The organism is Methylocystis sp. Se48 (genome assembly GCF_056269425.1).
The window spans coordinates 3460588-3486993 of the sequence record NZ_CM149850.1; the positions used below are offsets into that span (position 1 = coordinate 3460588).

Genomic DNA, 26406 nt, shown 5'->3' on the forward strand with positions numbered 1-26406 from the left:
GATCAGGCGAAGGACTTCGCGAAGGTCTCGACGACGTTCTTGAGCTTCGCTTCCGTCTCGGCGGGAAGATCCTTTGTCGAACGGATGCTCTCGAGAATGTCGCCGTGCTGCGAGCGCAGCAGGGCCAAAAGGCCGTCCTCGAAGGCGCGGACGCGGTTGACCGGCAGCGGATCGAGATAGCCGTTGACGCCGGCGTAGATCACGCAGGTCTGCTCTTCCATCTTCAGCGGCGAGAACTGCGGCTGCTTCAGGAGCTCGGTGAGGCGCGCGCCGCGGTTCAGCAGACGCTGCGTCACCGCATCGAGGTCGGAGCCGAACTGGGCGAAGGCCGCCATTTCGCGGTACTGGGCGAGCTCGCCCTTGATCTTGCCCGCGACCTTCTTCGTGGCCTTGGTCTGCGCGGACGAGCCGACGCGCGACACGGAGAGGCCGACGTTCACGGCCGGACGGATGCCTTGATAGAAGAGGTCCGTCTCAAGGAAGATCTGGCCGTCGGTGATCGAAATCACGTTCGTCGGAATGTAGGCCGACACGTCGTTGGCCTGCGTCTCGATGACCGGCAGAGCCGTCAGCGAACCGGCGCCGCGATCGTCATTGAGCTTGGCCGCGCGCTCCAGAAGACGGGAGTGCAGGTAGAAGACGTCGCCCGGATAGGCTTCGCGGCCCGGCGGACGGCGCAGCAGCAGAGACATCTGGCGGTAGGCGACGGCCTGCTTGGACAGATCGTCATAAATGATGACGGCGTGCATGCCATTGTCGCGGAAATATTCGCCCATGGCGCAGCCGGCGAAGGGCGCAAGGAACTGCATCGGGGCCGGGTCCGAGGCGGTCGCCGCGACGATGATCGAATATTCGAGCGCGCCGCGCTCTTCGAGCACCTTCACGAACTGGGCGACGGTGGAGCGCTTCTGGCCGACGGCGACGTAGACGCAATAGAGCTTCTGACTCTCCGGCGCGCCTTCGACGTTGAGCGGCTTCTGATTGAGGATCGTGTCGAGCGCGATCGCGGTCTTGCCGGTCTGACGGTCGCCGATGATCAGCTCGCGCTGGCCGCGGCCGATCGGGATGAGCGCGTCGACGGCCTTGAGGCCGGTCGCCATCGGCTCGTGCACCGACTTGCGCGGAATGATGCCGGGCGCCTTGACGTCGACGCGGGCGCGCTGCGTCGCCTTGATCGGACCCTTGCCGTCGATCGGATTGCCAAGCGCGTCGACGACGCGGCCGAGAAGCTCCTTGCCGACCGGAACGTCGACGATGGCGCCGGTGCGCTTGACCGTCTGGCCTTCCTTGATGTCGCGGTCGGAGCCGAAAATGACGATGCCGACGTTGTCGCTTTCGAGGTTCAGCGCCATGCCGCGGACGCCGTTCTCGAACTCCACGGTCTCGCCGGCCTGGACGTTGTCGAGGCCGTAGACGCGGGCGATGCCGTCGCCGACGGACAGAACCTGGCCGACCTCGGTGACCTCGGCCTCATTGCCGAAGTTGGCGATCTCGTTCTTGAGGATCGCGGAAATTTCTGCGGCGCGGATATCCATCAGCCGACCTCTTTCATGCGTGTGCGGATTGAGTTGAGCTTGGTGCGGACGCTAGCGTCGACCATGCGCGAGCCGAGTTTGACGATGATGCCGCCGACGATGGCGGGATCCGTCCTGACGTTGAGGCTGATCGACTTGCCGCCGGTGACGCCAGCGAGCGCCTGACGCAACGCCGACTCATGGTCGGGACGCAGCGGGGCGGCGACGGTCACGTCGGCGCGCACGAGGCCCTTCGCCTTGTCGTGGAGCGCCTGATAGGCGGCGATCATGTCGGGAAGAACGAAAAGGCGGCGCTTGGAGGCGACGAGACGAATGAAATTCGCCGCAATGCCGGTAATCTGCGCCTTGTTTAAAATGGCGTCGAGCGCCTTGACCTGCTCTTGCGCCGTGAAGACGGGGCTCCTCACCAGGCGCTTGAGGTCCGCGCTCTCGTTGACGAGACTCTGGAACGCGGCGAGGGCCGCGGCGACCTCGTCGGCGGCGCTCTTTTCGGACGCCAGTTCGTAGAGGGCGGAGGCGTAGCGTCCTGCGACGCCGGAAGGCGAAACCCCGTCTTGAGCCACTTGGATCGCTCGTCAAAATGCGCATCGTTCGAAGCGCCGCCCGCGACGCTAGCGCGCATTCGCGGCAGATAACGGTTAGCTTCGAGCGACGGATGCTGTAGGAACAAGGAACAGGAGCGGCAGCGCCCCAGTCCCGAGGCGTGCGGTCCCTAACACAGCAGATTTTGCGGCGCAACCCGTCATGGCGCCGCGCGGCGCGCGAATTTCGAGCGACGGCTGCGACATTTCATGAAGGAGAAACCGCCCATGACCAAAGCTGTCGTCGGAATCATCGGCGGCTCAGGCGTTTACGATCTCCCCAGCGCCGTCGACGTCCGGCGCGAGCGCGTCGCGACGCCGTGGGGCGATCCGTCGGACGAGTTCGTCATCGGCGAGATCGGCGGCGTCCGGGCGGTGTTCCTGCCGCGGCACGGACGCGGGCACAGGCTCTCGCCGTCGACGATCAACTACCGCGCCAATATCGACGCCATGAAGCGCCTCGGCGTCACGGACATCATCTCCGTCTCTGCCTGCGGTTCTTTCAAATCGCAGTTTTTTCCTGGCCTTTTCGTGCTCGTCGACCAGTTCGTCGATCGCACCTTCGCGCGGCAATCCTCTTTCTTCGGAGACGGCTGCGTGGCGCATGTCTCCATGGCGCATCCGATCGCGCCGAAGCTCTCCGCGCGCATCGCGAAGGCCGCGCGCGACGAGGGAATCGAGATCGCCGTCGGCGGAACATACGTCTGCATGGAGGGGCCGCAGTTCTCCACCTACGCCGAATCGCTGCACTACAAGGCCTGCGGCTTCGATCTCATCGGGATGACGGCAATGCCGGAGGCGAAACTCGCGCGCGAGGCGGAGATCTCCTACGCCACGGTCGCCATGGTCACGGATTTCGACTGCTGGCATCCCGAGCACGACCATGTGGACGTGGCGTCGGTGATCGAGATCGTGCGCAAGAACTCGGCCGCCGCCGCGCGTCTGATCGCGCGCGTGCTGAGGGATTTTCCGCCCGAACACGAACCCTGCCCCGTGGGCTCGGACCGCGCGCTCGACAACGCGATCCTCACGGCGCCCGACGCCCGCGACCCGGAATTGATGAAGAAGCTGGACGCGGTGATGGGGCGGCTGAACGCCCGGTCAGGCTGACCGGACCCCGCCCGGCGGGCAGACGCCGGCGGTTTCGACGGCCGGTTGGAGAGCCGCTTCCGTGACAGCCGGCGCGGCCTCCTCGACGGCGAGCGCGGACGACAAAAGGGTGACGAGCGCAAGCAGGCGCAGAAGGGGGAAGAGAAAAAGCGTTTTCATGCGCGCATTACCGCCCCGCCCTGCTTTCGAAAATCTTAGGGAAGGCGGTTGCGGAAAATTAATCGGGACTCACGCCTAACGGGGCGTTTCGGGCGCTGGGCCCCGCCGGCGGCGCGCAATCGCGCGGCTCAGTAATACCACCAGCCGTTCCGCCACTGGCCCTGCAAACGCAAGGGCGGCGCAGGGCGGCGGACGCCGGCGCCGCCGCCGTAATAATCTCCCGAATAGCTACAGCCGATGCAGCCCCCATAGCCCGGGAACCCCGGCGGCGACGGCGGGAATGGCGGGAACGGCGGCCGCCCCCCGGGGCCTGGGGGAACCGGCGGGACGACGCGCCAGGCGCCGGATTCGTCCGCGCGCGCGGCCATTGCGAGCAGAACGCCCGACAGCAGGCAGATGCGAAAAATCATCGGCGTCATCCCCGGATCGGCGTCATCCCCGGACGGCGGCGGCCGCCTTATCGACGCCGAGTCTCGGCGGCCGGGATTGTCCGAAACTGACGCGGCGCGAGCCGGCCCGAGTTGTGCTATGAGCGCGCATCGCCACGAAGTTCACAGGGGTCCAATGCCGCTTCGCTCCGCCATCCGCACTATTCCGGACTATCCCAAGAAAGGCATTCTCTTCCGCGATATCACCACGCTGCTCGGCGACGCCAAGGCGTTTCGCAAGGCGGTGGACGAGCTGGTGCAGCCCTGGGCGGGGACCAAGATCGATAAGATCGCGGGCATGGAGGCGCGCGGCTTCATCCTCGGCGGGGCCGTCGCCCATCAGCTCTCGGCGGGCTTCATCCCGATCCGCAAGAAGGGCAAATTGCCGCACAAGACCGTGTCGGTCTCCTATGCGCTGGAATATGGGACGGACGAGATGGAGATGCATGTCGACGCCGTCGCGCCGGGCGAGCGGGTGATCCTCGTCGACGACCTGATCGCAACGGGCGGGACGGCCGAGGGCGCGATCAAGCTCCTCCAGAAGATGGGCGCGAAAGTGGCCGCCGCCTGTTTCGTCATCGATCTGCCGGACCTCGGGGGCGCGAGGAAGATCGAGGCGCTCGGCGTGCCGGTGCGCGCCCTCGTTTCCTTCGAAGGCCATTAAATCGGCGAAGTTCGAGTCGAATTTGCAAAGCCGACGGCCTGTTCCGGGTTCGACGCATCTCCAATGTCGCTTCGTCCTTCTCATTTCCTGTTCGTCGCCGTCGCCCTCGCCGCACTCGGGGGCGGCGTCGCATTTCTGCGCTTCATGCCCGGCGCGGGCGGACGGCAGGCCGGCCCCGCCACCGGCAAGGTCGCGACGGTGCGGGCCGGGCATCCGGCCGGCGGCGCCATCGTGCCGGGTCTTCGCCGCGCGGCGGCGCCGTCCGTCGTCCCGGCCCCTCCCGCCGCGCTGGCGCGCCAGGCGCCCCCGCCCGCGATGCTCGCGCAACAGCCGCTGACGACGTCGGGGCCCGGGCCCGCCGCGGCCGCGCCGGAACAACAAGCAATGGGGCTGGAGGGCGTCGTGTCCTTCCCGCCGCAGCCCGCGGCCGCGCCCGCCCCGCCGGCCCGTCCGACGGAAATGGACGCAGCCGACGCGCGCGTCCCCCTGCCGCCGTCGCGGCCGGCCGATCTCGACAAGCTTGCCACGCTCGCGACGCCGGCGGAGCCGCCGGCTCCGGCGCCACAGCCTGCGCCCCCCGCGGCGGGCCCGGCGGCGCCCGCCTCGCTGTCGCCGTCCGCCGGATCGACTTGGTCGATCCCGCAAATGCCCTGGCATCAGCCAGTCGGCGCGTCGCCGACCGCCCCGGAGGCCGCGCCCCAGACGGCGGAGGCCACCCCCGCGCCGGTCACGCCGGTCTATGTCGACGAGCCGCTGCCGCCGTCGCGGCCGGCCGATCTCGACAAGCTTGCCGCGCTCTCCGCCCGCCAGCCGCAACCCGAGCAGGCTCCGGCGGCTCCGCCCGCCGAAGCAGCGGCCGGCGCCGCCGCGCCGCAAGGCCAGCAGGTCGCCCGGCTGCCGGAGCCCACGCTGCGGCCGGCGCCCGACGACGCCTTTCAGGCCCCGCCGCCAAAATTCGGCATGGGCGATCCCGTTTTCGTACGCATTTTCAAACAGGAAGGGCAGCTCGAGCTGTGGCTGAAAAAGAACGGCCGCTACGCGCTCTACAAGACGTTCCCGATCTGCAAATGGTCCGGCAGGCTGGGACCGAAGCTCAAGGAGGCCGACTACCAATCGCCGGAAGGCTTCTACAGCGTCTCCGCCAAGCAGTTGAACCCGCACTCGAACTATTATCGCGCGTTCAACGTCGGCTATCCCAACGCCTTCGACCGTCAGAACGGCCGCACGGGCGGCCTCGTGATGGTGCATGGCGCCTGCAAGTCGGTCGGCTGCTTCGCCATGACGGACAAGGGCATCGAGGAGATTTACGGCTTCGTCGAGGCCGCGCTGAAGGCCGGCCAGAAGGAGGTCCCCGTTCATATTTTCCCCTTCCGCATGACCGAGCACAATCTCACGCGGGAGGTCGGCGGCGGATGGCTCGCCTTCGTCGGCGGGGGCGGCGGCAATGCGCAATGGGCGGACTTCTGGAAGAACCTCAAGCAAGGCTATGATCTTTTTGAACAGACCGGCGAACCGCCCGTCGCCTTCGCCTGCGGGGATCATTATGAATTCGGCGGGGGCTCGGCCTCCTGCCGTCGCGTCGCGGGCTGGTAGCGTTCAGCTTCGCTTAAGCCCGGCGCGGGCAGGATGCGCGGGTCCGAGCCCAGAGAGAGAACTTCATGCCGACGTTGAAAACCATCCTCGCCGCCGCCGGTTTTTCCGCCGCCCTTTTCGGCGCGGCCGGAGCGCGGGCGGGCGGCCCCAACGCGCCGCTGTGCTTCGCCCTCCAGAACAATTTCAACCAATGCATGCTGCAGCAACAGCGGCTCAACGCCCGGAACGCCTACGCCAACAGGTGGGACGACTGGGAGGGCTGGGACGATCCCTACGCCTACGAGCGGCGGCGCTGGCGTCACCAGCGCGCGGTGAACAAGCAGGCCGAATGCGCACGCTGGCTCTATGCGATCCAGCAGAATAACTGCGTGCAGTGACGCCGACGCTTCGGCCGCCCGCCCCTCGATCTGGGCCGCCATTGACAATTGCGCCCCCGCCGGTTAGCTCTGTCCTTGCTTCGTCGCGGCGGCATCGCCGCGTTTTTCTTTTCGGGAAGCGAAGCGCAACCGGTCAACTGCCAAAAAGCCGGCCCGCAACGCATCGCGTAGAAAAGCCGCAGGCCTTTTCGTGTCGCGCGATGCGCAGAAAACGCGAGAGCCGGGCTCGAACACAGGAAAAAACGATGTTCGCAGTCATCAGAACCGGCGGCAAGCAATACAGCGTGTCCGCCGGAGATATCATTACCGTCATGGCGCTCGACGGCGCGCCGGGCGACAAGGTGACCTTCGACGAGGTGCTGATGATCGGGGGCGACTCCCCCAAGATCGGCGCTCCCACCGTCGCAGGGGCAGCGGTTTCGGGCGAGATCGTCGAACAGACGCGCAGCGCCAAGTCGATCGCCTTCAAGAAGCGCCGCCGCCAGAACTCCAAGCGCAAGCGCGGTCATCGCCAGGATTTGACGCGCGTCAAGATTCTCGCGATCTAAACATCGGAATTCGCGGCGGCCCGCAGCCGCCCTAAAGGACCAGTTCGGAGCAGGACAATGGCTCACAAAAAAGCAGGCGGTTCGTCTCGCAACGGCCGCGACTCGGACGGCCGGCGCCTCGGCGTCAAGAAGTTCGGCGGCGAAGCCGTCGTGGCCGGCAACATCATCGTGCGTCAGCGCGGCACCAAGTGGCATCCCGGCCGCAATATCGGCATGGGCAAGGACCATACGCTCTTCGCGCTCGTCGACGGCGTCGTGGAATTCAAGTCCACCCGCGGACGCTCGAGCGTATCCGTAGTTCCGGCCGCTCAGGCCGCAGAGTAAGGCGGACGGGATCGTCGACGACCCTCCGCCGGCCCTTCCCCGGCGGACTGGTCGTCTGACCCCGCGCAAGGAGCAAAAGGCTCCCTAGCGAAAGTCCGGAAATGGCCTAACTGGGCTGCCAGGGGAATGCGGCCGACGCTTTCCCCGAGTCGTCCTCGCCGGGGCCGCAGCCGGTCATTCGCTTGGAGCCTTTTATGTTTCCGGAAATTACCCACGACGACGTTTTCAGGCTGGAAACCGAGCGGATGTGGTTGCGCTGGCCCCGCATGGCCGACGTCGACGCCTTCGTCCGGCAGGCCGGCGACCCGGAAGTTGCGCAGCAGACATCCGCCATCCCGCATCCTTACGATATTCGCGACGCAGAGCAGTTCATCCGTCGCGCCCGCGCGGAGAACGAGTCGGGACAGGGCCTCGTTCTGGCGCTGGCCTTCAAGCGGCGGCCGAACGAGGCGATTGGCGTCATTGGCGCGCATGGCTCCTCCTTTCGGGGAACCGCCCGTCTCGGCTATTGGCTCGGGCGCGAGTTCTGGGGCCAAGGATTGATGACGGAGGCCGCCCGCGCTTTCGTCGACCTCATCTTTGGCGTCTCGTCGCTCGGCGAGATCGTCTGCGACGCGCTGCCGGACAATCTCGCCTCACGCCGCGTGCAGGAAAAACTCGGCTTCGCCAGTCTCGGCGCGATGGAGATAGACGCGCCCGCGCGCGGCGGGCGGGTCACGGTGGAGCGCACCCGCCTCACTCGCGGCGCGGCGCACACCGCTTTCGGGGCGCGACGCCCCAGACTGACCTCGACGTGAGCATAGAATGAAATTTCTGGATCAGGCCAGGGTCTACGTCCGTTCCGGCGACGGCGGCGCCGGTTGCGTGTCGTTCCGGCGGGAAAAATTCATCGAATTCGGCGGGCCGGACGGGGGCGACGGCGGCCGCGGCGGGGACGTCGTGGCCGAATGCGTCGACGGGCTCAACACGCTCATCGACTATCGCTACCAGCAGCATTTCAAGGCCAAGACCGGTATGCACGGCATGGGCAAGAACCGCGCCGGCGGGCGCGGCGCCGACGCCGTGCTCAAGGTGCCGGTCGGCACGCAGATCTTCGAGGAGGACGAAGAGACGCTGATCGCCGACATGACCGAGGTCGGTCAGCGCGTCGTGATCTGCAAGGGCGGCAACGGCGGCTTCGGCAACGCCCATTTCACAACGTCCACCAACCGCGCCCCGCGCCGCGCCAATCCCGGCCAGCCGGGCGAGGAGCGCACCATCGTCCTGCGGTTGAAGCTCATCGCCGACGCCGGTCTCGTCGGCCTCCCCAACGCCGGCAAATCCACTTTTCTCGCCAGCGTGACCGCGGCGAAGCCGAAAATCGCGGATTACCCCTTCACCACCCTCCACCCCGGCCTCGGCGTCGTTCGCCGCGACGGGCGGGAGTTCGTGCTTGCCGATATCCCTGGCCTGATCGAGGGCGCCCACGAGGGCCACGGCCTCGGCGACCGCTTCCTCGGCCATGTCGAGCGCTGCCGGGTGCTGCTGCACCTCGTGGACGCCACGGGCGAGCACGCGGGCAAGGACTACAAGACCGTTCGGAGCGAACTCGCCGCCTATGGCGCCGGTCTCGACGAAAAGCCGGAAATCGTGGCGCTCTCGAAGATCGACGCCGCCGATCCCGAACATCTGAGGAAGCAGCGGGACCGCCTCAAGCGCGCCATTGCGAGCGCCGGCCCGCCGCCGGAACGGCGCGGCCCGCTTCTGACGCTCTCGGCGGCCGCCAGCCTGGGCGTGACCGAAGCGCTGCGCGCCGTGGGCGCGGCCATCGACGCGTCCCTCTCGCAAGAAATCGCTGAGAAAATCCCGCAGGAGTGGCGTCCCTGAGCCGATGGCCGGGCGGATGCGCCATTGACCTTCAGGCCGGCAATGAATAATTTCCGCGGTCATGACGGCTCGGAGCGACAGGACCAGACATTTTGGCTCGGCGGCGGCGACGCTGCTCGTGGCCTATTTGCTTGTCCTGCAAGGCATCGCCGCCGGCGTCGTCACCAGCGCGCGCGGCGCGGCGCTTTTCGCCGACGCCATCTGCCTGAGCAAGAGCGCCGGGCCGCTGGAACATACGCCGGGAACGCCGATACGGCCCTCCCGTCATGCGGACGCCTGCTGCGTCTTCCATTGCGCGTCCCTCGGCGGCGCGGCGAGTCCCTCGCCGTTCGTCGGCGAAACGCCGCCGCCCCTGTCCTATGTCGAGGCGAAACTCGCCTTCGACCACGCCCTGCCGAACGCCGGGGCGGCGACCCCGCCTCTCGGCTCTCGCGCGCCCCCCGCCCTGATCTGAAGCTGGCCGCGGCCTGCGGCTCGAACGCCCGTTCCATCCTCGGGAACGGGTCTGTCCTAGTAGCGTCTCCATCGGAAGTTGAGCTTTGAGCAACAGAGCTATCGAAGGGCGTAGGCCCGCCGCAACGATCGTTCGTCGACGATCGTCTGGAGCGCATTCAGTGACGTCGGATCATGGAACAGAAATCGCAGCCGGCGCGAAAGCCGGTCAAAACGGTCGCACGCATTTCGTCACGTGAGCGCCGCTGCTCGCAGAAGGGCAAACTGACAGCCAGCGTCGAAGGCGCCATCCGCATCGGCGCCGGGACGGAGGCGGGCGCGGAAACGCCGTCGAAGCGGGTCGTTGAAGTCGTCGAGATGTATTTCGACGCGGAAGGGCGACCGATCAAGCGCAAGGGGCTCGGCGCGGCGCGCGTCGCCCGCGCCTATGACGCACAGGGAAATCAGGTCGAGGAGGCCTATTTCAACGCCGGAGGCAAACCGACCGTCCCCAAGGACGTCGGCGCGGCCCGCATCGCCTGGCGATATGACGACAGCGGCCGCCGGATCGAAGCCGCCTTCTTTGGCGCCGACGGGGCGCAGATCCATCGCCCGGCAAGCTTTCGCAAGCGCGCCGCCGAGATCTGACCCCGGCCGCCCTCCCGCGCGTCGCCGGCGCGCGGGAGAGCCGCCGCTACCTCACGGCGGCCAGCAAAAAGCCGTCCCAGCCCTTGGAGCCCACCGTCTGAATGGCGGTCGCCGACACGCGAGGCTCCGCCGCGACGCGGTCGAAGAGCTTCCGCGCCCCGAGCCCCCCATCCTCCCTCGTTTCCGGATCGGCCACCGCCCCTTCCCGCACGACATTGTCCACGACGATGAGCGCGCCCGGCCGCGAGAGCCTCAGCGCCCAGCCGAAATAAGCGGCGTTGTTCGCCTTGTCGGCGTCGATGAAGGAGAAGTCGAAAGGCCCGCCCCCTTCCGCTTCGATCGCCGGAAGGATGTCGAGCGCGGCGCCGACGCGCAGGTCGACCCTTTCGGCGAGCCCTTCCCGCGCGATGTTCCGGCGCGCGACTTCGGCATGTTTCGGGTCGCACTCGATGGTGACCACCTTGCCGCCGTCGCGCAGCGCGCGCGCCAGCCAGATCGTCGAATAGCCGCCGAGCGCGCCGATTTCGAGAATCCGCCCGGCGCCGATGGCCGACGCGAGCAGATGCAGGAATTTGCCCTGCGGCGCCGAGACGTCGATCGCCGGCAGCCCCGCCAGCGCATTCGTCTCGAGCGTCGCGTCCTGCCGCTCCGACGCGACAATCAGCCGCGCGCCGATGTAATCATCCACTGATCGCCAGTCTTTCGTCATGTCACTGTCTCCCCTCCGAGCCTGCGCTTGACGGTTTCTTCTCCAAAACCATTTGACGTCCATCGACGCTTCATGCGAAGTGCCGATGGTTCAAGCGCGCCTCGCGCGCCGGAACGAAGAAGGCTTGATGGCCGGATGTTTCGCGCCTCAGTCTTCCTGTGGCCGGCGCCGCTCCCGTCGAGCCGGGATTTATGGGAGTGAAACAGATGATCAAGCTTGTTTTGACGACGGCCGTTGCGGTCGTGGCCTTCAGCGCCTCGGCCTATGCTGCTGGTTTCTCCGTCACGGAAATCGCCGCCTCGGGCATCAAGCGCGCCAATGGCACCTGGACGCTCAAGACCGAAGGCGACAAGGTCACCGGCAAGGCCGACATGCAGCTCGACAACGGCACGGTCATCACCTACACGCTCGACGGCAAGATCGAAGGCGGCGTTTACACGGTGAACCTCAACGATCGTACCGACGGCAAGAAGGATTGCGTCTGGACCGGCACCGCGAAAGAAGGCGCCAAGGTCTATGAAGGCCCGGTCACCTGCGGCAGCGAGAAGTTCGTGATCCGCGCCGGCGTGCAATAAGCCGCTCGCAGTTTGGAAAGACCAAGCGCCGGCCTGAGGCCGGCGTTTTAATTTTGACTGCCAGGCAGCGTGGAAAGAGGCCTCTCAAGCCTCCTCCATCGCCTCCAATTCGCCGATCAGCCCCTCGATCATCTCGAGGCCGATGCTCCAGAAGGCGGGATCGCGCGCATCGAGGCCGAAGGGCCTCAGCAGCTCGTCATAGGGCTTGGCGCCCCCGGCCTCCAGCAGGGCAAAATAGCGCTCCGCGAATCCGTCATGGGCTTTCTGGTAGACGCCGTAGAGCGAATTCACGAGGCAATCGCCGAAAGCGTAGGCATAGACGTAGAACGGCGAATGGATGAAATGCGGGATGTAGGCCCAGAAGGTCTCGTATCCCGGCCCGAGCCGGATCGAGGGCCCCAGGCTGTCGCCCTGCACGCTCATCCAGATGTCGCAAATCTGATCGGCCGTGAGTTCGCCGTTGCGGCGCTCCATATGGACCCGACGCTCGAAGGCGTAGAAGGCCATTTGCCGCACGACGGTGTTGAGCATGTCCTCGACCTTGGAGGCGAGAAGCGCGCGCCGTTGCGCCGCGTCCCCGGCCTGGGCCAGCAGGGCGCGGAACGTCAGCATCTCGCCGAAAACGGACGCCGTCTCGGCAAGCGTCAGCGGCGTCGGCGCCATCAGCGCGCCCTGCCGCGCCGCGAGCACCTGATGCACGCCATGGCCGAGTTCATGCGCGAGCGTCATAACGTCGCGCGTCTTGCCCTGGAAATTGAGCAGCACGTAGGGGTGCGCCGAAGGCACCGTCGGATGCGAGAAGGCGCCCGGCGCCTTGCCCGGCCGCACCGGCGCGTCGATCCATTTCTTGTCGAAAAATTCGCCGGCGATCTGCGCCATGCGCGGCGCGAAGCCGTCGTAGGCGGACAGCACGATGCTGCGCGCCTCCTCCCACGAATAGCGCTTGCCGGGCGTCGCCGGCAGCGGGGCGCTCCGGTCCCAGTAGTCAAGGGCGTCCTTGCCGAACCACTTGGCCTTCAGCCGGTAATAACGATGCGACAGACGCGGATGCGCCTCCGTCACCGCCTTCGCCAGCGCCTCCACCACTTCGCGCTCGACCCTGTTGGAGAGGTGACGCGAATCGGCGACGTCCCGGAAGCCGCGCCAGCGATCGGAGATTTCCTTGTCCTTTGCGAGCGTATTGGTGATGAGCGAGAAAACGCGGAGATTGCTGCGCAGCGTTTCGCCGATCGCCAGCGCCGCCTCCCGCCGTTTTTCCTCCCGCGGATCCTGCATGAGGTTGAGGACCGGCTCGATCGCCAGTTCCTCGCCGCCGACCCTGAAGCGCAGCGACGCGATGGTTTCGTCGAAGAGCCGGTTCCACGCGGCCGCTCCGGAAATGTATTTCTCGTGGAACAGCTCTTCCAGCTTCTCATCGAGTTCGTAGGGCTTTTCCTTGCGGATGTCCTCGAGCCACGGCTTCCAGCGCGAAAGCGGCTCCTTCGCCGCCGCGGCCATGAGCACGGCGTCGTCGAGACGGTTGAGTTCGAGCTGGAAGAAGAGAAGCTGCGCCGAGGCGTTGGTCACCTTCTCCTGAACGTCGCCGTAGAACTTCGCACGCGCCGGATCGGTCGTGTCGCCGCTGTAAAGCAATCCGGCAAATGACATGAGTCGCCCCAGAAGATCCTGCAGCGCCTCGTAGCGGGCCACCGCTTCGCCGAGCCTAACGCTGGCGTCGGCGCTGGACGCGAGTTCTGCGAGTCGCCCGCGGTAGTCCTTGCCGAATTGGGCGACCTCTTCCGCGGCGCGGGCGAGATCGGCTTTCAGCCGCGGCGAATCGGTTCCCTCGTAAAGATCGGCGAGGTTCCACTCAGGCAAGGTCTCTGATAGCCCCGCCGCGGCCTCCGCCGGCGAAGCTGTGACAACGGAAATGAAGCGCATGGCGAAAACCATCGAGAGTTGCGGACGCCTTCGGGCGAACCCCGCTTCATATGGTCAAAGCCCAAGCGCGATCAACCCGCGCGAGATGGCCGCCGCGCGCCCCCGCCACGCTCTGCGACGATAAAAACTTTCTAAATTTCATCAGGGGTTATGCTCCATAATGACGCGTCGGAGGGCTGAAATTAACCACGCCTTTACACTGTTTCGCAACGATGAGCGCGCTGACAAAAATCGTTCCGGCTCGGGCGCTGCTGATCGGGGAACCGGAACATTCAGGATCAAGATGACCTCCATTATTCTGATTGCCGACGACGATCCGGTGCAACGCCGCCTCCTCGAAACCATGGTGCGGCGCTTCGGGTATGAGGCGGAAACGGTCGAGGGCGGCGAAGAAGCGCTCGCCCGTCTCACGAAACCCGGCGCGCCCGCCGTTTCGCTGCTCATTCTCGATCTCGTCATGCCCGATCTCGACGGGATGGGCGTGTTGACCCGGATGCGCGACGCGAAGATCGCGACGCCCGTCATCGTGCAGACGGCGCACGGCTCGATCGAAACGGTCATTTCCGCGATGCGCGCGGGCGCGCATGATTTCGTCGTGAAGCCCGTTGGCGCGGAACGGCTTCAGATTTCCATCAAGAACGCCCTGTCGGCGGACGCGCTCGCGGGCGAAATCCGGCGCATCAGCCGCCGTGCGCAGGGTCATCTCACCTTCAAGGATCTCGTCTCGCGCAGCCCCGACATGGCGCGCGTGATCCGCCTCGGCGAACGCGCGGCGAACTCCAATATTCCCGTGCTCATCGAAGGCGAATCGGGCGTCGGCAAGGAGCTCGTCGCCCGCGCGATCCAGGGCGGCTCCGACCGCAAGGGCAAGCCCTTCGTCACCGTGAACTGCGGCGCGCTGCCGGCCAATCTCGTCGAATCGATTCTTTTCGGCCACGAGAAGGGCGCGTTCACCGGCGCGACCGAAAAGCACAGCGGAAAATTTGTCGAGGCCAATGGCGGCACGCTTTTTCTCGACGAGATCGGCGAACTGCCGCTCGACATTCAGGTGAAGCTTCTGCGCGCGCTGCAAGAGGGCGAGATCGATCCCGTCGGCGCCAAGCGCCCCGTCCGCGTCGACATTCGCCTCATCTCGGCGACGAACCAGAACCTCATCGAACTCGTCAAGCGCGGACAGTTCCGCGAAGATCTCTTTTATCGGCTCAATGTCTTTCCAATCAGCATTCCGCCGCTGCGCGCGCGCCGCGAGGACATCGCCGATCTTGCGAGGCGCTTCGCCGCGCGCTTCGCCGCGGAAGAGGGTCGCAACATTCGCGGCATTTCCGCCGAGGCGCTTTCGCTTTTGACGAGCTACGACTGGCCCGGCAATGTCCGCCAACTCGAAAACACCGTATTTCGCGCCGTGGTGCTCGCCGACGGCGACGAGCTGACGGTGGCGGAATTTCCGCAAATCGCCGCGCATGTCGCAGGCTTCGACGTACGCGTGCCGCCTGTTCCCGCGACGGCGGCGCCTGCCGCGGATGCGCCGCGCGAACGCGAAATCGTGCGCGTCGAAATTCGCGATCCCAACGTCCTGCACCTGCTCGGCGCCACGGGCGAAATGCGCAAGCTCGACGAACTGGAGAGAGAGACGATCCGCTTCGCGCTGACGCATTACCGCGGACAAATGTCGGAGATCGCGCGCAGGCTCGGCATCGGCCGCTCGACGCTCTATCGCAAGATGAAGGAATATGGCCTCGAGGAAAACGGCGCGGAAGCGGGCGGCGCAGACAGTCTGGTGGCGTGACGCCGAAAATTGTGCGAGCCTCCCTGAAAAATGGAGGCGCGCATGACGACGCTTTACGACATCCAGGCGAAGACGATCGACGGCGAAACGAAATCCTTGCGGGATTATGCGGGCAAGGCGCTGCTCATCGTCAATGTCGCGAGCAAATGCGGCTTCACGCCGCAATACGCCGGGCTCGAATCGCTCCATAAAAAATATGCGGAGCGAGGGCTCGTCGTTCTCGGCTTTCCCTGCAATCAATTCGGCGCGCAGGAGCCTGGGTCCGAGAGCGAGATCGCCTCTTTCTGCTCGACGGCCTATGGCGTGACGTTTCCCATGTTCGCCAAGATCGACGTCAACGGCGACAAGGCGCATCCGCTCTACAACTTCCTGAAACAAGCGGCGCCGGGCATTCTCGGCTCCGAGGCGATCAAATGGAACTTCACGAAATTCCTCGTCGACAGGAACGGCAATGTCGTGAAGCGTTATGCGCCGACGGATACGCCGCAGTCGCTCGAAAAAGACATCGAGGCCGTGCTGTGAGCGCGTCGATCGACGTCGCGCGCGTCAGGGACGCGGATCCGCTCGAATTCGAGGTGACGGTGCGGGAAGGACAGGGCGAGACGCGCCATCGCGTCACCCTCGCGCAGGCGGATTTCGTCCGCCTCAGCGCGGGCGGCGCGGCGGAAGGCACGATCGAGGCGGCCTTCCGCTTCCTGCTCGACCGCGAGCCGAAGGAAGCGATCCTCCGCCGCTTCGACGTAAGCGTCATCTCGACTTATTTTCCGGAGTTCGAACAACGCCTGACCGATTATCTTGCGTAAGGCTCAAAAGGCCGCGCGCAGCCTCAGGCCGAAGACGTTGACCGGCCCGCGCGCGGCGTTGTGCGCGGGATTGACGAGAAGCTGATAATCGAAGGTCGCGTCGAGATCCTTGCCGAAGCCGAGCTTGTAATAGGCTTCTATGTTCTTCTCTCCGGCGTAGCTCAATGCGCCGTCGCCGATATAGACGCTCGTTCCGCCGAGCGCGAAATAACGGACGCGATCGCCGTGCAGGCCGCTCAGGGCGCCGGCGAGCCCAATTTCATCGTCCTCGCGGCCCCATGACTCGCCCGCCGCGACGAAACCCATGGAAAGCTGACGATCGACGTCCGTGTAGTCGACCGTCTCGTAGCGCCCGTCGGCCATGCTGGCGCGCAGGAAAAAGCCAAGGTTCGGCGCGATCTGCTGCTTGACGTTGATCCCGCCGCCAATCTTCACGGCGCGACGGCGCGCCGTGTCGAAACGCGGCGGAAAATCGCCGGTCAGGAAGGAGTAGTCGATCGCGTCGCCGAGCTTTGTGAGGCAACCATTGTCGCCATAGAAAAGGAGTTTGACGGCGCCCGGCTGGCCGAAAAGATCGTAGCGCGCCTCCAGTTCGCCAATTCCCATGAACTGACGGAACAGCTGCGGCTCGATGTCGAGCCCATTGGGGATGGTCGACAGCTGAAAGACGCCGCCGCGCGCCGTCCACCAGTCCTGTTTCCACTCGACCGCGAGGCCATGCGTGTATCCCCAGGAGTCGGCGGCGTAATCCAGAGCCCCCATGGAATTGAACGCGAAATTTAGAAAACCCGTCGTCGGATCGTGCGCGTAGATATTGTCGTCGAAAACGTCGCCCACGGCGAATTTGCCGAGCGTGACGATGATGCGGTCCTTGTCAACGAGGCCCGACACCTGGTTCTGCACCGATTCGAGCACCTCGCTACGCGAACCCACGTCCGGGTCGCTTCCGCGTTCTCCGCCGCTGTCGAGACCGATGATCTGGCGTAGAAAATACCGCTGGAACCGCATATAGGGCGCGGCGCGGCCGACCTTGGCGACCGCGCCGTTGACATAGGAGGCGGCGCCCACCGAATCGGCGAGTCCGTAACCCACGTCGATCTCGGGATTGAGATAGACGGCGCCGCCGTCCCAAAGCCTGAGACCCGCGAATATATTTGTCGTCGAACCGAAGTTCGCTTTCCCGCCCGACGGGAAACTGTTCGGGCCGTCATACCGGGCGGGAAAACGAGGATAACCCTGGACGACGTTCGTCGTCTGGGCGTGGATACTGTATTGCTCTTCCTTGGGCGGGCCTTGGTTCGCGCCGCCGTTCCCCGTCTGGCCGTATTGGATCGCGCCGGGGATTTGGTTCCTCTCGCCGAAGTGATAATTCACGCCAAAGCGCAGTAAGTGATTTTCGTTGCGAATGCGGGAAGCGTAAGTGAATCCCGCGCCATCGTCGAAAGTCTGCGTATTCAGCGATTGGCTCAGGAACAGATATTCCGCGCGCGCCGACCAGTCGCTGGCGAAGGCGTATTCGACGCCCGCGCCGAGGGCGAATTTCATCCGGGAGGATTGCGACCATGGAGCCGAGAAGGTCGCGCCCGCGATCGACAGCGTCGCCGGTCCTCGCGCGCCGCCCGCCGCAACGCCGCCGGTGAAATAAAAGAGCGCGCGATCGACGGCGACGCCCGCACGGCCGCGAATGGTCGCAAAGAAATTCGCGCTCGAATTGGAAAGGATCGTGAAGACCGGCGCCGGATAGGCGGGCGACGCGACATAGGCGCCGCTCGGACCGCGGCGGCCGTCGAGCAGGCCGAAATCCGTCTCGACGCCCCAGACCCACGGACCGCGACGCCAGTTGTAGCCCGCCTGCGCGCCCGCGAGCGCGCCCGGCCGCGTGACGGAGCCCGGATAGAGGTCGAACGCCGGCGAGCCGAAGCCGCTTCCCGCCTGAAGCCGCTCCCCGCCATGGAGCGGGAAACCAGCGCCGAAACTCGCGCCGACGTAAAGACCCGCCCAGTCGAAAGCCGGCGGGTCTTGCGCACAGGCAGGCGCGGCGGCGGACGCCCAGACGAGCGCCGCCGCGAAACCCCTGGCGCAGGCCTCGCCCGCGGATACGGCTTGTCGTCGCGAAGCTTTCATGACCGCGCTCTGGCGCAGGATTCGAACGAGGGACATGGCGCAGGGAGTGAACGCGCCGATTCGGCTCCGAGTAAAGGGCCAATGTGTGAATCCTGTGACGGTCTCGGCGCGCGCGGCTGGCACGCTTTTTGTGTAGCTCCTTGCGGCGTAAGGCCCCGACGCTCGCAAATATGGGCGCGGCGGCGAAGAGAGGAGCGTCGACAGTTGGACCAGCGCGTGACGCAATTCGATGAAATGAGCGGCGCAAATGGCGCGACCCGCGCTCCTTACGCCAAGCTTTCGCAATGGCTCGCCAGCGCGCCGCCGGAACTCCTCGACTCGCGGCGCGAACAAGCCGAATTGCTCTTCCGCCGCATCGGCATCACCTTCGCCGTCTATGGCGCGCAGGAGGCGACCGAACGACTGATCCCCTTCGACATCCTCCCGCGCATCATCGCGCGCAGCGAATGGAACGCGCTGGAGCGCGGCCTCGTGCAGCGCGTCACCGCGCTGAACCTTTTTCTCAAGGACATTTACGGCGCGGGCGAAATCCTGAAGGCCGGCGTCGTCCCGAGCGAGCTCGTCTACCGAAATCCCGGCTATTGCCCGGAAATGGCGGGCCGGCGCGTGCCGCACGACGTCTTCGTGCATATCGCCGGCGTCGACATCGTGCGCACGGACGATCACGGCTTCTACGTTCTGGAAGACAACGCCCGCACGCCCTCGGGCGTCTCCTACATGCTCGAGAACCGCGAAGTGATGATGCGGCTGTTCCCCGATCTCTTCTCCATGCACCGCGTGGCGCCGATCGAGGATTATCCGGACGAGCTGCTCGCGACGCTGCGCTCGGTCGCGCCGCCGCGCGCCTCGAGCGATCCGACGATCGCGCTGATGACGCCCGGCCAATACAACTCCGCCTATTACGAGCACTCCTTCCTGGCCGACAAGCTCGGCGTCGAACTCGTCGAAGGGCGCGACCTCTTCGTGAAGGACGACGTCGTCTACATGCGCACGACGGAGGGCCCGCGCCGCGTCGACGTCATCTACCGCCGCATCGACGACGACTTCCTCGATCCGCTGACCTTCCGGCCCGATTCCGCGCTCGGCGTCGCAGGACTAATGGGCGCCTACCACGCGGGCAATGTGACGCTCGCCAATGCAGTGGGCACTGGCGTCGCCGACGACAAGGCGATGTACACCTACATGCCGGACGTGATCCGCTTTTATCTCGGCGAAGAACCCCTGTTGCAGAACGTTCCCACCTGGCGCTGCCGGGAGCCGGTGGCGCTTGCTTACGTTCTCGACCATCTCGAGGATCTGGTGGTCAAGGAAGTCAACGGCTCGGGCGGCTACGGCATGCTCGTCGGCCCGCACGCGTCGAAAGCGCAGGTCGAGGAGTTCCGCGCGAAGCTGAAGGCGCATCCCGACAATTTCATCGCCCAGCCCACGCTGGCGCTCTCGACCTGCCCGATTTCGGTCGCGCAGGGAATCGCGCCGCGCCATGTCGATCTGCGTCCCTTCGTGCTCCAGGGCGCGCATGGGGTGCGCGTCGTGCCGGGCGGCCTCACCCGCGTCGCCATGACGGAGAAATCGCTCGTCGTGAACTCCAGCCAGGGCGGCGGCACCAAGGACACATGGGTCATCGACGACGCCATCATGGGGCAGGCCTGATGCTCGACGCGCTTTCTTCCTTCGAGGACTTCGACCGACGCGGCCACGCCGAGCCCGCCGCGCCTCCTTCCGCCGCTTTCGCGAGAATCGAGCAGGATATCCGGCGCGACCGCGCCAAGACGGAACGCCCCATGCTTTCAAGCACAGCCGACAATCTCTACTGGCTCGCGCGTTACATGGAGCGCGCGGATTTTCTCGCCCGCGCCATCGAGGCCTCGCGCCGCCTCGCCGCCCTGCCCCGGACCTATGGCGGCGCCGACACGGAATGGGAAAGCGTTCTCCTCTCGGCCGGCGCGGCGGCCGCCTTCGAACAGACGGGCAAGCCGGTCAACGAGGCGAGCGTGATCGAATTTCTCGCCTTCTCCCGGGAAAACCCCAGCTCGATCCGCAATTGCATCGAATTTGCGCGCGCCAACGCCCGCGCCGTGCGCACTGCGCTCACGGTGGAGATGTGGGAGGCGATCAACGGCGCCTATCTAGAAATAAAGGCGATGGAGGCCCGCCGCGGCGCCTATTCGTCGGACGAGCTCGGCCGCTTCCTCGAATTCGTGAAGCAGACTTCGCTCACCTATGACGGCGGCGCCTATCGCACCATGCTGCGCAACGACGCCTACTGGTTCTCGCGCGTCGGCCTCTTCGTGGAGCGCGCGGACAACACGGCGCGGCTCCTCGACGTGAAATACCACGTGCTGCTTCCCGAGAAGGAGGTCGTGGGCGGTTCGCTCGACTATTTCCAGTGGGCCGCGATCCTGCGCGCCGTTTCGGCGCACACGGCCTATCACTGGGTCTATCGCACCAGCATGAAGCCCTGGCTCGTCGCCGACCTGCTGATCCTACGACCGGAGATGCCGCGTTCGCTCATTTCCTGCTACGAGAGCATCGTGCGCAATCTCGACAATCTCGCCCGCGCGCATGGACGCCAGGGCGCCGCGCAACGGCAGGCGCGCAGCGTTTATGGCAGGCTCGAGACCCTGACGATGGAAAGCGTTTTCCAAGGCGGTCTACACGAATTCGTGCAGGGCTTCATAGGCGAGAACAACAGGCTCGGGACGCTGATCTCGGAGCAATATCTTTTCTAGCCGCCCGCGCCCTCCCATGACGGCATGGCGAGGGTTGGCCCCGCCGCGCGCCCCGCCCCTCGGCGCGCGGCGGCTTTCCTTTCCGATGGACCGCTCATGCGCATCCGCATCCGTCACGAAACCACCTACCGCTATCTCGAACCCGCCAAATTCGCGATTCAGCAGGTGCGGCTCAGTCCGCGCAATTACGACGGCCAGCATGTGACCGACTGGCGCATCGACGTGGACCGCGACTGCCGGCTGCTGCAAAGCGAGGACGCCTTCGGCAATATTGTGCATCGCTTCACGGCCGACGGGCCTCTGGAGTCGATCACAACGCTGGTCGAGGGCGACATCACCACCTTCGACACGGCGGGCGTCGTCTCCGGCGCGCTGGAGCGCTTTCCTCCCGCGCTCTATCTGCGGCAGACGCCGCTCACGGCGCCGAGCGCCGCCATTCTGGACTTCGCGCGCGAGACGACGGCGCCCGAGAAGGGAACGCTCGCGGCGCTTCACGCCCTGCTCGGGGCGCTATACGAAAAAACGACCTTCGACGCCGACGCGACCCATGCGGCGACGACGGCGGCGGAAGCCTTCGAACAGGGCAAGGGCGTCTGCCAGGACTTCGCCCATCTTTTCATCGCCTGCGCGCGATCCATCGGCGCGCCGGCGCGATATGTGAGCGGCTATTATCTGAGAACGGACGGCCCGGAGCAGGTCGCCGGCCACGCCTGGGCGGAGGCCTTTGTCGAGGATTTGGGCTGGGTGGGGTTCGATCCGGCGCATGGCGTCTCTCCAAGCGAACGCCATGTGCGGCTCGCCGTCGCGCTCGACTATCTGAGCGCCGCGCCGATCCGCGGCGCGCGCACCGGCGGCGGCGGCGAGTCGATGGAGGTCAAAGTTCGCGTCGCCCCGACCCAGAGCCAATCCCAAACGCAGTGACGGGCCGGTTCAGGCCGCCGCCTTGCCCGACGGCGCGTGGGTCGTCTCCTCGCCCGCCGACGCCCAGCGCAGTCCTTCGCGGCCATAGAGCAGGTCGGCCATGCCGCGGCTTTGCAACGTCTCGATGACGCGCGGCCACACGCCCTTCTGCTCCCAGCGATGGTAACGCGTATAGGTCGTGTACCATTTGCCGAATTCCGGCGGCAGGTCCCGCCAGGGCGACCCCGTGCGGGCGATCCAGAACACGGCTTCCAGGAAGAGACGGTTGTCGCGCCCGCTGCACCCCGGATCGCCGGCCTTGCCCGGCAACAACGGCGCGACAGCCGCCCAGAGTTCGTCGCTCAAAATTCGATCACCCACCCCAGCCTCCATCGACATGTCGTCCGGGCGCAGGACGGGCTTCTGGCCCGTGGAAACGAGCGCCCGCCGGTCCGAAGTCCGGCGTCGGCGCCGCCCGCGGCGGCGGCCGGTTCGGTCCAAGGCGGAAAAATCCTACCTAAGGTTGTATCAATTGGCAACGCAACCTTTACCGTGACGCAGGCCTCGCGAAAGCCTCCGCCGCGGCGCGGCGCTGGCGACAGGCAGACGGGCCGACGCGCCCCCGGGCGCCCCGGCGGGGCGCGCAGCCGTCAAGGACCGCTTGCGACTTGCGCCGCAGTGTGGCACAAGGCGCTCGTTTTCCGCAGCCGCGACGGCGCGGGGAATGAAACCGGCGCTGCAGTAGCTCAGTGGTAGAGCACTCCCTTGGTAAGGGAGAGGTCGAGAGTTCAATCCTCTCTTGCAGCACCATTATTTTCAAAGACTTGCGAAGAGCCTGGCAGGCGGCGTGGATCAAACACCCACTTAACGCCCGATTTGGCGTCCTCAAAACCCTATTTATGCACCTAGGAACCGCGTGTTATGGTCGGCGCATAGATTGAGGGCCTGATTATGGACGGGAAACTTCTTAGCATTACAGTTGCATTATATTTGGAGTTCTGACTCGATGGGACGCCATGATTCGGCAAGGGGATCATGGGATGTCGGGAGCTTCGATCGAAACGACGCTGGAGTTGTGGGCGTCGTCTCTGCGTGACGTGAAGCGTCGGATGCGGCCTCTGTTCACGCAGGAGCGCGTGGCGCGATTGGCGGAGCGCTTTCTGGACGGGTTGCTGGGCGAAGAGCGGCGCAAGACGGGCTGGATGCGCGCCGAAGCGGCGGGCGATCCGGGACCGTGGCGGCGGCAGGCAATTCTGGGTCGCGCGCGCTGGAGCGCGGATGGGCTGCGCGACATTGTGCGCGATTATGCGCTCGAAGCCTTGGCGGACGAAGATGCGGTTCTCCTTGTCGACGAGACGGGGTTTCTGAAGCAGGGTAAGGCCTCCTGCGGCGTCGCACGGCAATATACAGGCTCAGCGGGGAAGATCGCGAATTGCCAGATCGGCGTTTTCGCGTGCTGCGCCACAGAGCGCGGCCATGCGTTCATCGACCGCGAGCTTTATCCGCCCAAGAGCTGGACCGAGGATAAAGCGCGCATGGCCAAGGCGCATATTCCGCAGGAGATCGTCGACAGCGCGTCTGGCGGCTTTGCGACCAAGCCGGCGCTGGCGCTCGCTATGATCGAAAGAGCGATCAAAGCGAAGGTCCCATTCTCCTTCGTAGCGGCCGACACAGTCTAGGGCGTCGGCGATATCGAAATGGCCTTGCGGCGCGCTGGCAAAGGCTACGTGCTGGGCGTCAAATCCAACGAGCCGTTCCACTCCTGGGGCAAGTCGAAATTGATTTCGGGCGCAGCCAAAGAAATTGCGGACGGCTTGCCGGCCTCCGCCTGGCGCCGGCTCTCGACGGGCGCGGGGACGAAGGGCGAGCGCCTGCGCGACTGGGCCTATCTCGAACTCGCCGACCTCGACGCGGGCGATTACAACGATGCGCTTGCGGGCGTTTCCTGGACGCGGGGACTTCTGATCCGTCGCAAAATCGCCGACGGCGATCTTGCCTTTTTCACGACATGGGCCCCGAGCGGAACCTCAATCGAAAGGTTGACGAAAATCGAAGGCCGTCGTTGGGCGATCGAAGATAGCTTTGAAACCGCCAAGAACGAACTCGGCCTCGACCACAACGAGACGCGCTCCTGGCGCGGATGGCGCCGTCATGTTTCGCTCGTCATGCTGGCCTTCGCCATGATGGCTGCGATCCGCGCTCACGCCAATGCCGTTGCGCCGCCCCCAAAAACAATCCGCCGCACAAAGACAAGCGCGCGTCGCTTGTCGTCGAAGATTCCCTGATCCATTGGTCGATGCAGGAAATCCGCCGCTTGGCGACGCCCTTGGCGAGAAAACGCATTCGACCCGAGTTTATCATCGCCTGGTCGCTCTGGAGACGAGCCCATCAGGCCCAAGCAAGACGCTCCCATATCAAAATGCAACTGTCATGCTAGAACGCTTTCGCCATGGTCTGGCCGCGATTGTCGTTTTTGGATTTCTTTCGACCGCATGATCACCCCGGTCCGAGCGTTGTCCCATGGCGTTTTACGAGCCCTTCTCCAATCCATTTCCGACCAGACAATCCATCTGGTCGAGGCTGGATGTAGCGCGGTCCAAGGCGCGGCTTTTCGCGCATCTGGTCAGCGTCGTATTGCTGCAGGATATGCGCACCCGGTTCGGCGGAAGCTATCTTGGCTATATCATCGCGATTCTATGGCCTCTGACGCATTTAAGCGTCCTCGTCGCCGCCTATTATCTCCGGCACACGATATCGCCCATCGGCGATAGCCCGACCATTTTTGGAGCGACGGGCGCCGTTCCGTACATTCTCGTGCTTTACCCTGCGCGAATGATGGGATCGACGATGACGCAGAATTTTCAGCTGCTCAACATTCCCCTGCTTCGGCCTCTGCACATTATTGTCAGCCGTTCGATTCTCGAAACATTGAATGCGCTGGTGGTGCTTGCGCTTTTCCTCTTCGGGTTGTCGCTTGCGGATACCGCGATCGAGCCCGCTGAACCCGTAGAGGCAGCAGAAGCGATCCTCGCCGCGACCTATCTCGGCATTGGCCTTGGTTTTCTGAACCTGCTCTTCGCGCGCGTTCTTGGCGCGTTTTCGCTGATCTTTTTTAACCTTCTCATTATCGGGTCTTATCTCTTCTCCGGCGTCTATCTCCCCGTCAGCGCGATGCCGGAAAATATGCGCGACTACGTCCGTTACAATCCAATCTACATTATCGTCGAATGGATGCGGTCGGCCTATTACCTCGGCTATGAGGCGGAGCCGGTGAACAAACTGCTGGTCATCGGCGTTGCGACCGTGTGCCTCGCGATCGGGCTCGTCGGGGAGCGTTATCTGCGGGGAAAGTTCGTGAGCGCGATATAACCCTGGCGCTTCCCTTCGCGGCTTCTGCCGCCGACGTCGCCGCGCAAAATCACAACGACAGTCCGAGCCGCCTCGGCCGCGCTATGCCGCTCGGTTCGACGAAGGAGATCGGGGCTAAACCTCGCTCTCTCCGGGTCTGCTCGTCATATCGAGAGCCTCTTCATCGCACATGAGCCTCATCGCGGCGGCGATCGCTTCCGTTTCCGGCGTGTGGCCGGGCGTTACTGCTTCCCTCGCGCGGCGCAACGCTTCCTCCATGAGCGTGCGCCGAATGAAGTGGCGATCGAAAACGCGCATGACGTGGGCGACGCCCTCCGGCGTGACGCTGCGCCGGTCCGCGGCGAAATAATCCGTTCCCGAAAATCCGCCTGCGACGATTTCGTACGAGGGGAAATAGGCCGTCTGCGCCGCGCGGCGCGTAATTGCGTCGCAGGCGACCCGCAGCACGGATTTTGAATAGACCGTCGAGACCATCACATGGCGTGGTTCCGCTGTCGCGGCCAGCGGGACGGGCGATACGGTGAGAATCATGCGCGCCGACGGATTGACGCCCCGCAGCCGCTCAAGAAACGCCAGCATGTCGGAAACGACGTCGTCGACGCCGAGATTGAGAAACACGTGGCGCGTCTCGGAATAGTCTCCGCCCGCGACGCCCGGGCAGAGCGGAAAGACCGCACCGTCCTCCCGCGACGCCCAGGCCTCCGTCAGCCCGAGCGTGAAAATAAAGACGTCCAGTGTCTCGAAGGCTTCCCGCACGGCTGCGAAATGTCTTTCGCGATCGAGTTCGAGTTCGCGCTCGGAATTGAAGGCGCCGGGCTGGATTTGCGGGCGGAAGGGATCGACCGCCACGCCCGCGCCCTCGCGCCAGCAATTCTCTTTGGGCGTGAAGCGGCCATAGGCGCGGTCGAAGAGCTGAAGGAGCTGACGGCTGGTGTAGACATTTCCGTAGCGGGCTGAATAAACCCCGTAGTTGAGCGCCTCCGCGGCTTTGACGCCGATAAAGGGATGGGGCTTTTCGGCGACCAGAAAATTGCAGCCGCAGCGGTCGAGATAGCGGCCGATATGCTGGGCGAAGCAGCTCCCGGCGGTTGCGACCTTATCACGCAGCCCAAAACGGAACGGCGGCTCGGTCATCGGATCGATCGCTTCCGGCGCGACCTCCGCCACGGCGCGTCGCCAATAGGCGTGGGGCGGTAGCTTCGCGTAGGGGGTCGTTTTCATTTCCG

At 65.2% G+C, this 26406-nt stretch carries 27 protein-coding genes, 1 tRNA gene and 1 pseudogene; 20 read left to right on the forward strand and 9 right to left on the reverse strand.

From position 1 onward, the window contains the following. Window positions 1-2: 2 nt before the first annotated feature. Entirely contained in the window at window positions 3-1535 is a 1533-nt protein-coding gene (gene atpA, locus ACV959_RS16835) for a F0F1 ATP synthase subunit alpha (protein ID WP_475737697.1), read from the reverse strand. After that, a complete protein-coding gene (locus tag ACV959_RS16840; RefSeq protein ID WP_475737698.1) occupies window positions 1535-2098 on the reverse strand; it encodes a F0F1 ATP synthase subunit delta in 564 nt (187 codons plus the stop codon). The genes atpA and ACV959_RS16840 overlap by 1 nt, the downstream gene beginning before the upstream one ends. A 246-nt stretch (window positions 2099-2344) precedes the next feature. Between ACV959_RS16840 and ACV959_RS16845 the strand changes: the two genes are divergently transcribed. Next, window positions 2345-3226, forward strand: a complete 882-nt coding sequence (locus ACV959_RS16845) for an S-methyl-5'-thioadenosine phosphorylase (protein WP_475737699.1) — start codon at window positions 2345-2347, stop codon at window positions 3224-3226. Here the strand turns inward: ACV959_RS16845 and ACV959_RS16850 are convergent. After that, window positions 3218-3385, reverse strand: a complete 168-nt coding sequence (locus tag ACV959_RS16850; RefSeq protein WP_475737700.1) for a hypothetical protein — start codon at window positions 3383-3385, stop codon at window positions 3218-3220. The genes ACV959_RS16845 and ACV959_RS16850 overlap by 9 nt on opposite strands. A gap of 128 nt (window positions 3386-3513) precedes the next feature. Next, complete coding sequence (locus ACV959_RS16855; protein ID WP_475737701.1) at window positions 3514-3795, reverse strand: hypothetical protein; 282 nt, start codon at window positions 3793-3795, stop codon at window positions 3514-3516. A 154-nt stretch (window positions 3796-3949) separates the two neighbouring features. Between ACV959_RS16855 and ACV959_RS16860 the strand changes: the two genes are divergently transcribed. The 9 genes from ACV959_RS16860 to ACV959_RS16900 all read left to right on the forward strand — a co-directional run bounded on the left by ACV959_RS16860 (window position 3950) and on the right by ACV959_RS16900 (window position 10265). Beyond that, window positions 3950-4477 (forward strand): adenine phosphoribosyltransferase, encoded by a 528-nt coding sequence (locus tag ACV959_RS16860; protein ID WP_475737702.1) that lies wholly within the window; start codon window positions 3950-3952, stop codon window positions 4475-4477. Window positions 4478-4540: 63 nt separating this feature from the next. Continuing rightward, complete coding sequence (locus ACV959_RS16865) at window positions 4541-6070, forward strand: L,D-transpeptidase family protein (protein WP_475737703.1); 1530 nt, start codon at window positions 4541-4543, stop codon at window positions 6068-6070. A 65-nt stretch (window positions 6071-6135) separates the two neighbouring features. After that, window positions 6136-6447: a hypothetical protein gene (locus tag ACV959_RS16870; protein ID WP_475737704.1), complete on the forward strand. Its 312-nt coding sequence runs from the start codon at window positions 6136-6138 to the stop codon at window positions 6445-6447. A 245-nt stretch (window positions 6448-6692) separates the two neighbouring features. Beyond that, a complete protein-coding gene (gene rplU, locus ACV959_RS16875) occupies window positions 6693-6995 on the forward strand; it encodes a 50S ribosomal protein L21 (protein WP_475737705.1) in 303 nt (100 codons plus the stop codon). 57 nt (window positions 6996-7052) lie between these two features. Further along, window positions 7053-7319: a 50S ribosomal protein L27 gene (rpmA, locus tag ACV959_RS16880; RefSeq protein WP_475737706.1), complete on the forward strand. Its 267-nt coding sequence runs from the start codon at window positions 7053-7055 to the stop codon at window positions 7317-7319. Window positions 7320-7513: 194 nt separating this feature from the next. After that, a complete protein-coding gene (locus ACV959_RS16885) occupies window positions 7514-8116 on the forward strand; it encodes a GNAT family N-acetyltransferase (RefSeq protein ID WP_475737707.1) in 603 nt (200 codons plus the stop codon). Window positions 8117-8123: 7 nt separating this feature from the next. Continuing rightward, window positions 8124-9185: a GTPase ObgE gene (gene obgE, locus ACV959_RS16890; RefSeq protein WP_475737708.1), complete on the forward strand. Its 1062-nt coding sequence runs from the start codon at window positions 8124-8126 to the stop codon at window positions 9183-9185. A 61-nt stretch (window positions 9186-9246) separates the two neighbouring features. Beyond that, complete coding sequence (locus tag ACV959_RS16895; RefSeq protein WP_475737709.1) at window positions 9247-9639, forward strand: DUF2946 family protein; 393 nt, start codon at window positions 9247-9249, stop codon at window positions 9637-9639. A gap of 173 nt (window positions 9640-9812) precedes the next feature. Beyond that, window positions 9813-10265 (forward strand): hypothetical protein, encoded by a 453-nt coding sequence (locus tag ACV959_RS16900; RefSeq protein WP_475737710.1) that lies wholly within the window; start codon window positions 9813-9815, stop codon window positions 10263-10265. Window positions 10266-10311: 46 nt separating this feature from the next. Here ACV959_RS16900 and ACV959_RS16905 read toward each other — a convergent pair whose 3' ends face one another. After that, the gene (locus tag ACV959_RS16905; protein ID WP_475737711.1) at window positions 10312-10974 is read right to left on the reverse strand and encodes an O-methyltransferase; all 663 of its coding nucleotides are present in this window, start codon (window positions 10972-10974) and stop codon (window positions 10312-10314) included. 206 nt (window positions 10975-11180) lie between these two features. Between ACV959_RS16905 and ACV959_RS16910 the strand changes: the two genes are divergently transcribed. Further along, the gene (locus ACV959_RS16910; protein WP_475737712.1) at window positions 11181-11549 is read left to right on the forward strand and encodes a hypothetical protein; all 369 of its coding nucleotides are present in this window, start codon (window positions 11181-11183) and stop codon (window positions 11547-11549) included. Window positions 11550-11633: 84 nt separating this feature from the next. Here the strand turns inward: ACV959_RS16910 and ACV959_RS16915 are convergent, their stop codons facing one another. Further along, window positions 11634-13469, reverse strand: coding sequence for a M3 family oligoendopeptidase (locus ACV959_RS16915; RefSeq protein WP_475737713.1), 1836 nt, complete (start codon window positions 13467-13469; stop codon window positions 11634-11636). Window positions 13470-13752: 283 nt separating this feature from the next. Here ACV959_RS16915 and ACV959_RS16920 point away from each other — a divergent pair, with 283 nt between their 5' ends. Genes ACV959_RS16920 through ACV959_RS16930 form a run of 3 tightly spaced genes read left to right on the forward strand, consistent with a single transcriptional unit; the run spans window position 13753 to window position 16058 of the window. Continuing rightward, window positions 13753-15255: a sigma-54-dependent transcriptional regulator gene (locus ACV959_RS16920; RefSeq protein WP_475737714.1), complete on the forward strand. Its 1503-nt coding sequence runs from the start codon at window positions 13753-13755 to the stop codon at window positions 15253-15255. A gap of 42 nt (window positions 15256-15297) precedes the next feature. Continuing rightward, window positions 15298-15777 (forward strand): glutathione peroxidase, encoded by a 480-nt coding sequence (locus ACV959_RS16925; protein WP_475737715.1) that lies wholly within the window; start codon window positions 15298-15300, stop codon window positions 15775-15777. Beyond that, window positions 15774-16058, forward strand: coding sequence for a hypothetical protein (locus tag ACV959_RS16930; RefSeq protein WP_475737716.1), 285 nt, complete (start codon window positions 15774-15776; stop codon window positions 16056-16058). The genes ACV959_RS16925 and ACV959_RS16930 overlap by 4 nt, the downstream gene beginning before the upstream one ends. Before the next feature lie 3 nt (window positions 16059-16061). Here the strand turns inward: ACV959_RS16930 and ACV959_RS16935 are convergent, their stop codons facing one another. Then, window positions 16062-18182 (reverse strand): carbohydrate porin, encoded by a 2121-nt coding sequence (locus ACV959_RS16935; RefSeq protein ID WP_475737717.1) that lies wholly within the window; start codon window positions 18180-18182, stop codon window positions 16062-16064. Between the two features lie 234 nt (window positions 18183-18416). On the opposite strand from ACV959_RS16935, the gene ACV959_RS16940 reads away from it, so the two are divergent. From ACV959_RS16940 to ACV959_RS16950, 3 genes are all read left to right on the forward strand, one after another. Continuing rightward, window positions 18417-19832: a circularly permuted type 2 ATP-grasp protein gene (locus ACV959_RS16940; RefSeq protein WP_475739703.1), complete on the forward strand. Its 1416-nt coding sequence runs from the start codon at window positions 18417-18419 to the stop codon at window positions 19830-19832. A 131-nt stretch (window positions 19833-19963) separates the two neighbouring features. Next, window positions 19964-20911, forward strand: a complete 948-nt coding sequence (locus ACV959_RS16945; RefSeq protein ID WP_475739704.1) for an alpha-E domain-containing protein — start codon at window positions 19964-19966, stop codon at window positions 20909-20911. 96 nt (window positions 20912-21007) lie between these two features. Then, a complete protein-coding gene (locus ACV959_RS16950; protein ID WP_475737718.1) occupies window positions 21008-21832 on the forward strand; it encodes a transglutaminase family protein in 825 nt (274 codons plus the stop codon). 9 nt (window positions 21833-21841) lie between these two features. Here the strand turns inward: ACV959_RS16950 and ACV959_RS16955 are convergent, their stop codons facing one another. Further along, entirely contained in the window at window positions 21842-22192 is a 351-nt protein-coding gene (locus ACV959_RS16955; protein WP_475737719.1) for a transposase, read from the reverse strand. A 354-nt stretch (window positions 22193-22546) separates the two neighbouring features. Here ACV959_RS16955 and ACV959_RS16960 point away from each other — a divergent pair. The 3 genes and pseudogenes from ACV959_RS16960 to ACV959_RS16970 all read left to right on the forward strand — a co-directional run bounded on the left by ACV959_RS16960 (window position 22547) and on the right by ACV959_RS16970 (window position 25180). Continuing rightward, window positions 22547-22621, forward strand: a tRNA-Thr gene (locus tag ACV959_RS16960). Between the two features lie 206 nt (window positions 22622-22827). Continuing rightward, window positions 22828-24096, forward strand: a pseudogene (locus ACV959_RS16965) (IS701 family transposase). Window positions 24097-24331: 235 nt separating this feature from the next. Beyond that, complete coding sequence (locus tag ACV959_RS16970) at window positions 24332-25180, forward strand: ABC transporter permease (RefSeq protein WP_475737720.1); 849 nt, start codon at window positions 24332-24334, stop codon at window positions 25178-25180. Between the two features lie 114 nt (window positions 25181-25294). Here ACV959_RS16970 and ACV959_RS16975 read toward each other — a convergent pair whose 3' ends face one another. Continuing rightward, on the reverse strand, window positions 25295-26401 hold the full coding sequence (locus ACV959_RS16975; RefSeq protein ID WP_475737721.1) for a GSCFA domain-containing protein: 1107 nt from the start codon (window positions 26399-26401) through the stop codon (window positions 25295-25297). Between the last annotated feature and the right edge of the window lie 5 nt (window positions 26402-26406).

What these genes read in the sequence shown, in the direction of transcription:
- ACV959_RS16885 (WP_475737707.1), top strand. Translation starts at nt 7,514, where the DNA reads ATGTTTCCGGAAATTACCCACGACGACGTTTTCAGGCTGGAAACCGAG.
- ACV959_RS16845 (WP_475737699.1), top strand. Translation starts at nt 2,345, where the DNA reads ATGACCAAAGCTGTCGTCGGAATCATCGGCGGCTCAGGCGTTTACGAT.
- ACV959_RS16910 (WP_475737712.1), top strand. Translation starts at nt 11,181, where the DNA reads ATGATCAAGCTTGTTTTGACGACGGCCGTTGCGGTCGTGGCCTTCAGC.
- atpA (WP_475737697.1), bottom strand. Translation starts at nt 1,535, where the DNA reads ATGGATATCCGCGCCGCAGAAATTTCCGCGATCCTCAAGAACGAGATC.
- rplU (WP_475737705.1), top strand. Translation starts at nt 6,693, where the DNA reads ATGTTCGCAGTCATCAGAACCGGCGGCAAGCAATACAGCGTGTCCGCC.
- ACV959_RS16850 (WP_475737700.1), bottom strand. Translation starts at nt 3,385, where the DNA reads ATGAAAACGCTTTTTCTCTTCCCCCTTCTGCGCCTGCTTGCGCTCGTC.
- ACV959_RS16975 (WP_475737721.1), bottom strand. Translation starts at nt 26,401, where the DNA reads ATGAAAACGACCCCCTACGCGAAGCTACCGCCCCACGCCTATTGGCGA.
- ACV959_RS16925 (WP_475737715.1), top strand. Translation starts at nt 15,298, where the DNA reads ATGACGACGCTTTACGACATCCAGGCGAAGACGATCGACGGCGAAACG.
- ACV959_RS16860 (WP_475737702.1), top strand. Translation starts at nt 3,950, where the DNA reads ATGCCGCTTCGCTCCGCCATCCGCACTATTCCGGACTATCCCAAGAAA.
- rpmA (WP_475737706.1), top strand. Translation starts at nt 7,053, where the DNA reads ATGGCTCACAAAAAAGCAGGCGGTTCGTCTCGCAACGGCCGCGACTCG.
- ACV959_RS16940 (WP_475739703.1), top strand. Translation starts at nt 18,417, where the DNA reads ATGAGCGGCGCAAATGGCGCGACCCGCGCTCCTTACGCCAAGCTTTCG.
- ACV959_RS16950 (WP_475737718.1), top strand. Translation starts at nt 21,008, where the DNA reads ATGCGCATCCGCATCCGTCACGAAACCACCTACCGCTATCTCGAACCC.
- ACV959_RS16865 (WP_475737703.1), top strand. Translation starts at nt 4,541, where the DNA reads ATGTCGCTTCGTCCTTCTCATTTCCTGTTCGTCGCCGTCGCCCTCGCC.
- ACV959_RS16935 (WP_475737717.1), bottom strand. Translation starts at nt 18,182, where the DNA reads ATGAAAGCTTCGCGACGACAAGCCGTATCCGCGGGCGAGGCCTGCGCC.
- ACV959_RS16870 (WP_475737704.1), top strand. Translation starts at nt 6,136, where the DNA reads ATGCCGACGTTGAAAACCATCCTCGCCGCCGCCGGTTTTTCCGCCGCC.
- ACV959_RS16905 (WP_475737711.1), bottom strand. Translation starts at nt 10,974, where the DNA reads ATGACGAAAGACTGGCGATCAGTGGATGATTACATCGGCGCGCGGCTG.
- ACV959_RS16945 (WP_475739704.1), top strand. Translation starts at nt 19,964, where the DNA reads ATGCTTTCAAGCACAGCCGACAATCTCTACTGGCTCGCGCGTTACATG.
- ACV959_RS16915 (WP_475737713.1), bottom strand. Translation starts at nt 13,469, where the DNA reads ATGCGCTTCATTTCCGTTGTCACAGCTTCGCCGGCGGAGGCCGCGGCG.
- ACV959_RS16895 (WP_475737709.1), top strand. Translation starts at nt 9,247, where the DNA reads ATGACGGCTCGGAGCGACAGGACCAGACATTTTGGCTCGGCGGCGGCG.
- ACV959_RS16970 (WP_475737720.1), top strand. Translation starts at nt 24,332, where the DNA reads ATGGCGTTTTACGAGCCCTTCTCCAATCCATTTCCGACCAGACAATCC.
- ACV959_RS16920 (WP_475737714.1), top strand. Translation starts at nt 13,753, where the DNA reads ATGACCTCCATTATTCTGATTGCCGACGACGATCCGGTGCAACGCCGC.
- ACV959_RS16855 (WP_475737701.1), bottom strand. Translation starts at nt 3,795, where the DNA reads ATGATTTTTCGCATCTGCCTGCTGTCGGGCGTTCTGCTCGCAATGGCC.
- ACV959_RS16900 (WP_475737710.1), top strand. Translation starts at nt 9,813, where the DNA reads ATGGAACAGAAATCGCAGCCGGCGCGAAAGCCGGTCAAAACGGTCGCA.
- obgE (WP_475737708.1), top strand. Translation starts at nt 8,124, where the DNA reads ATGAAATTTCTGGATCAGGCCAGGGTCTACGTCCGTTCCGGCGACGGC.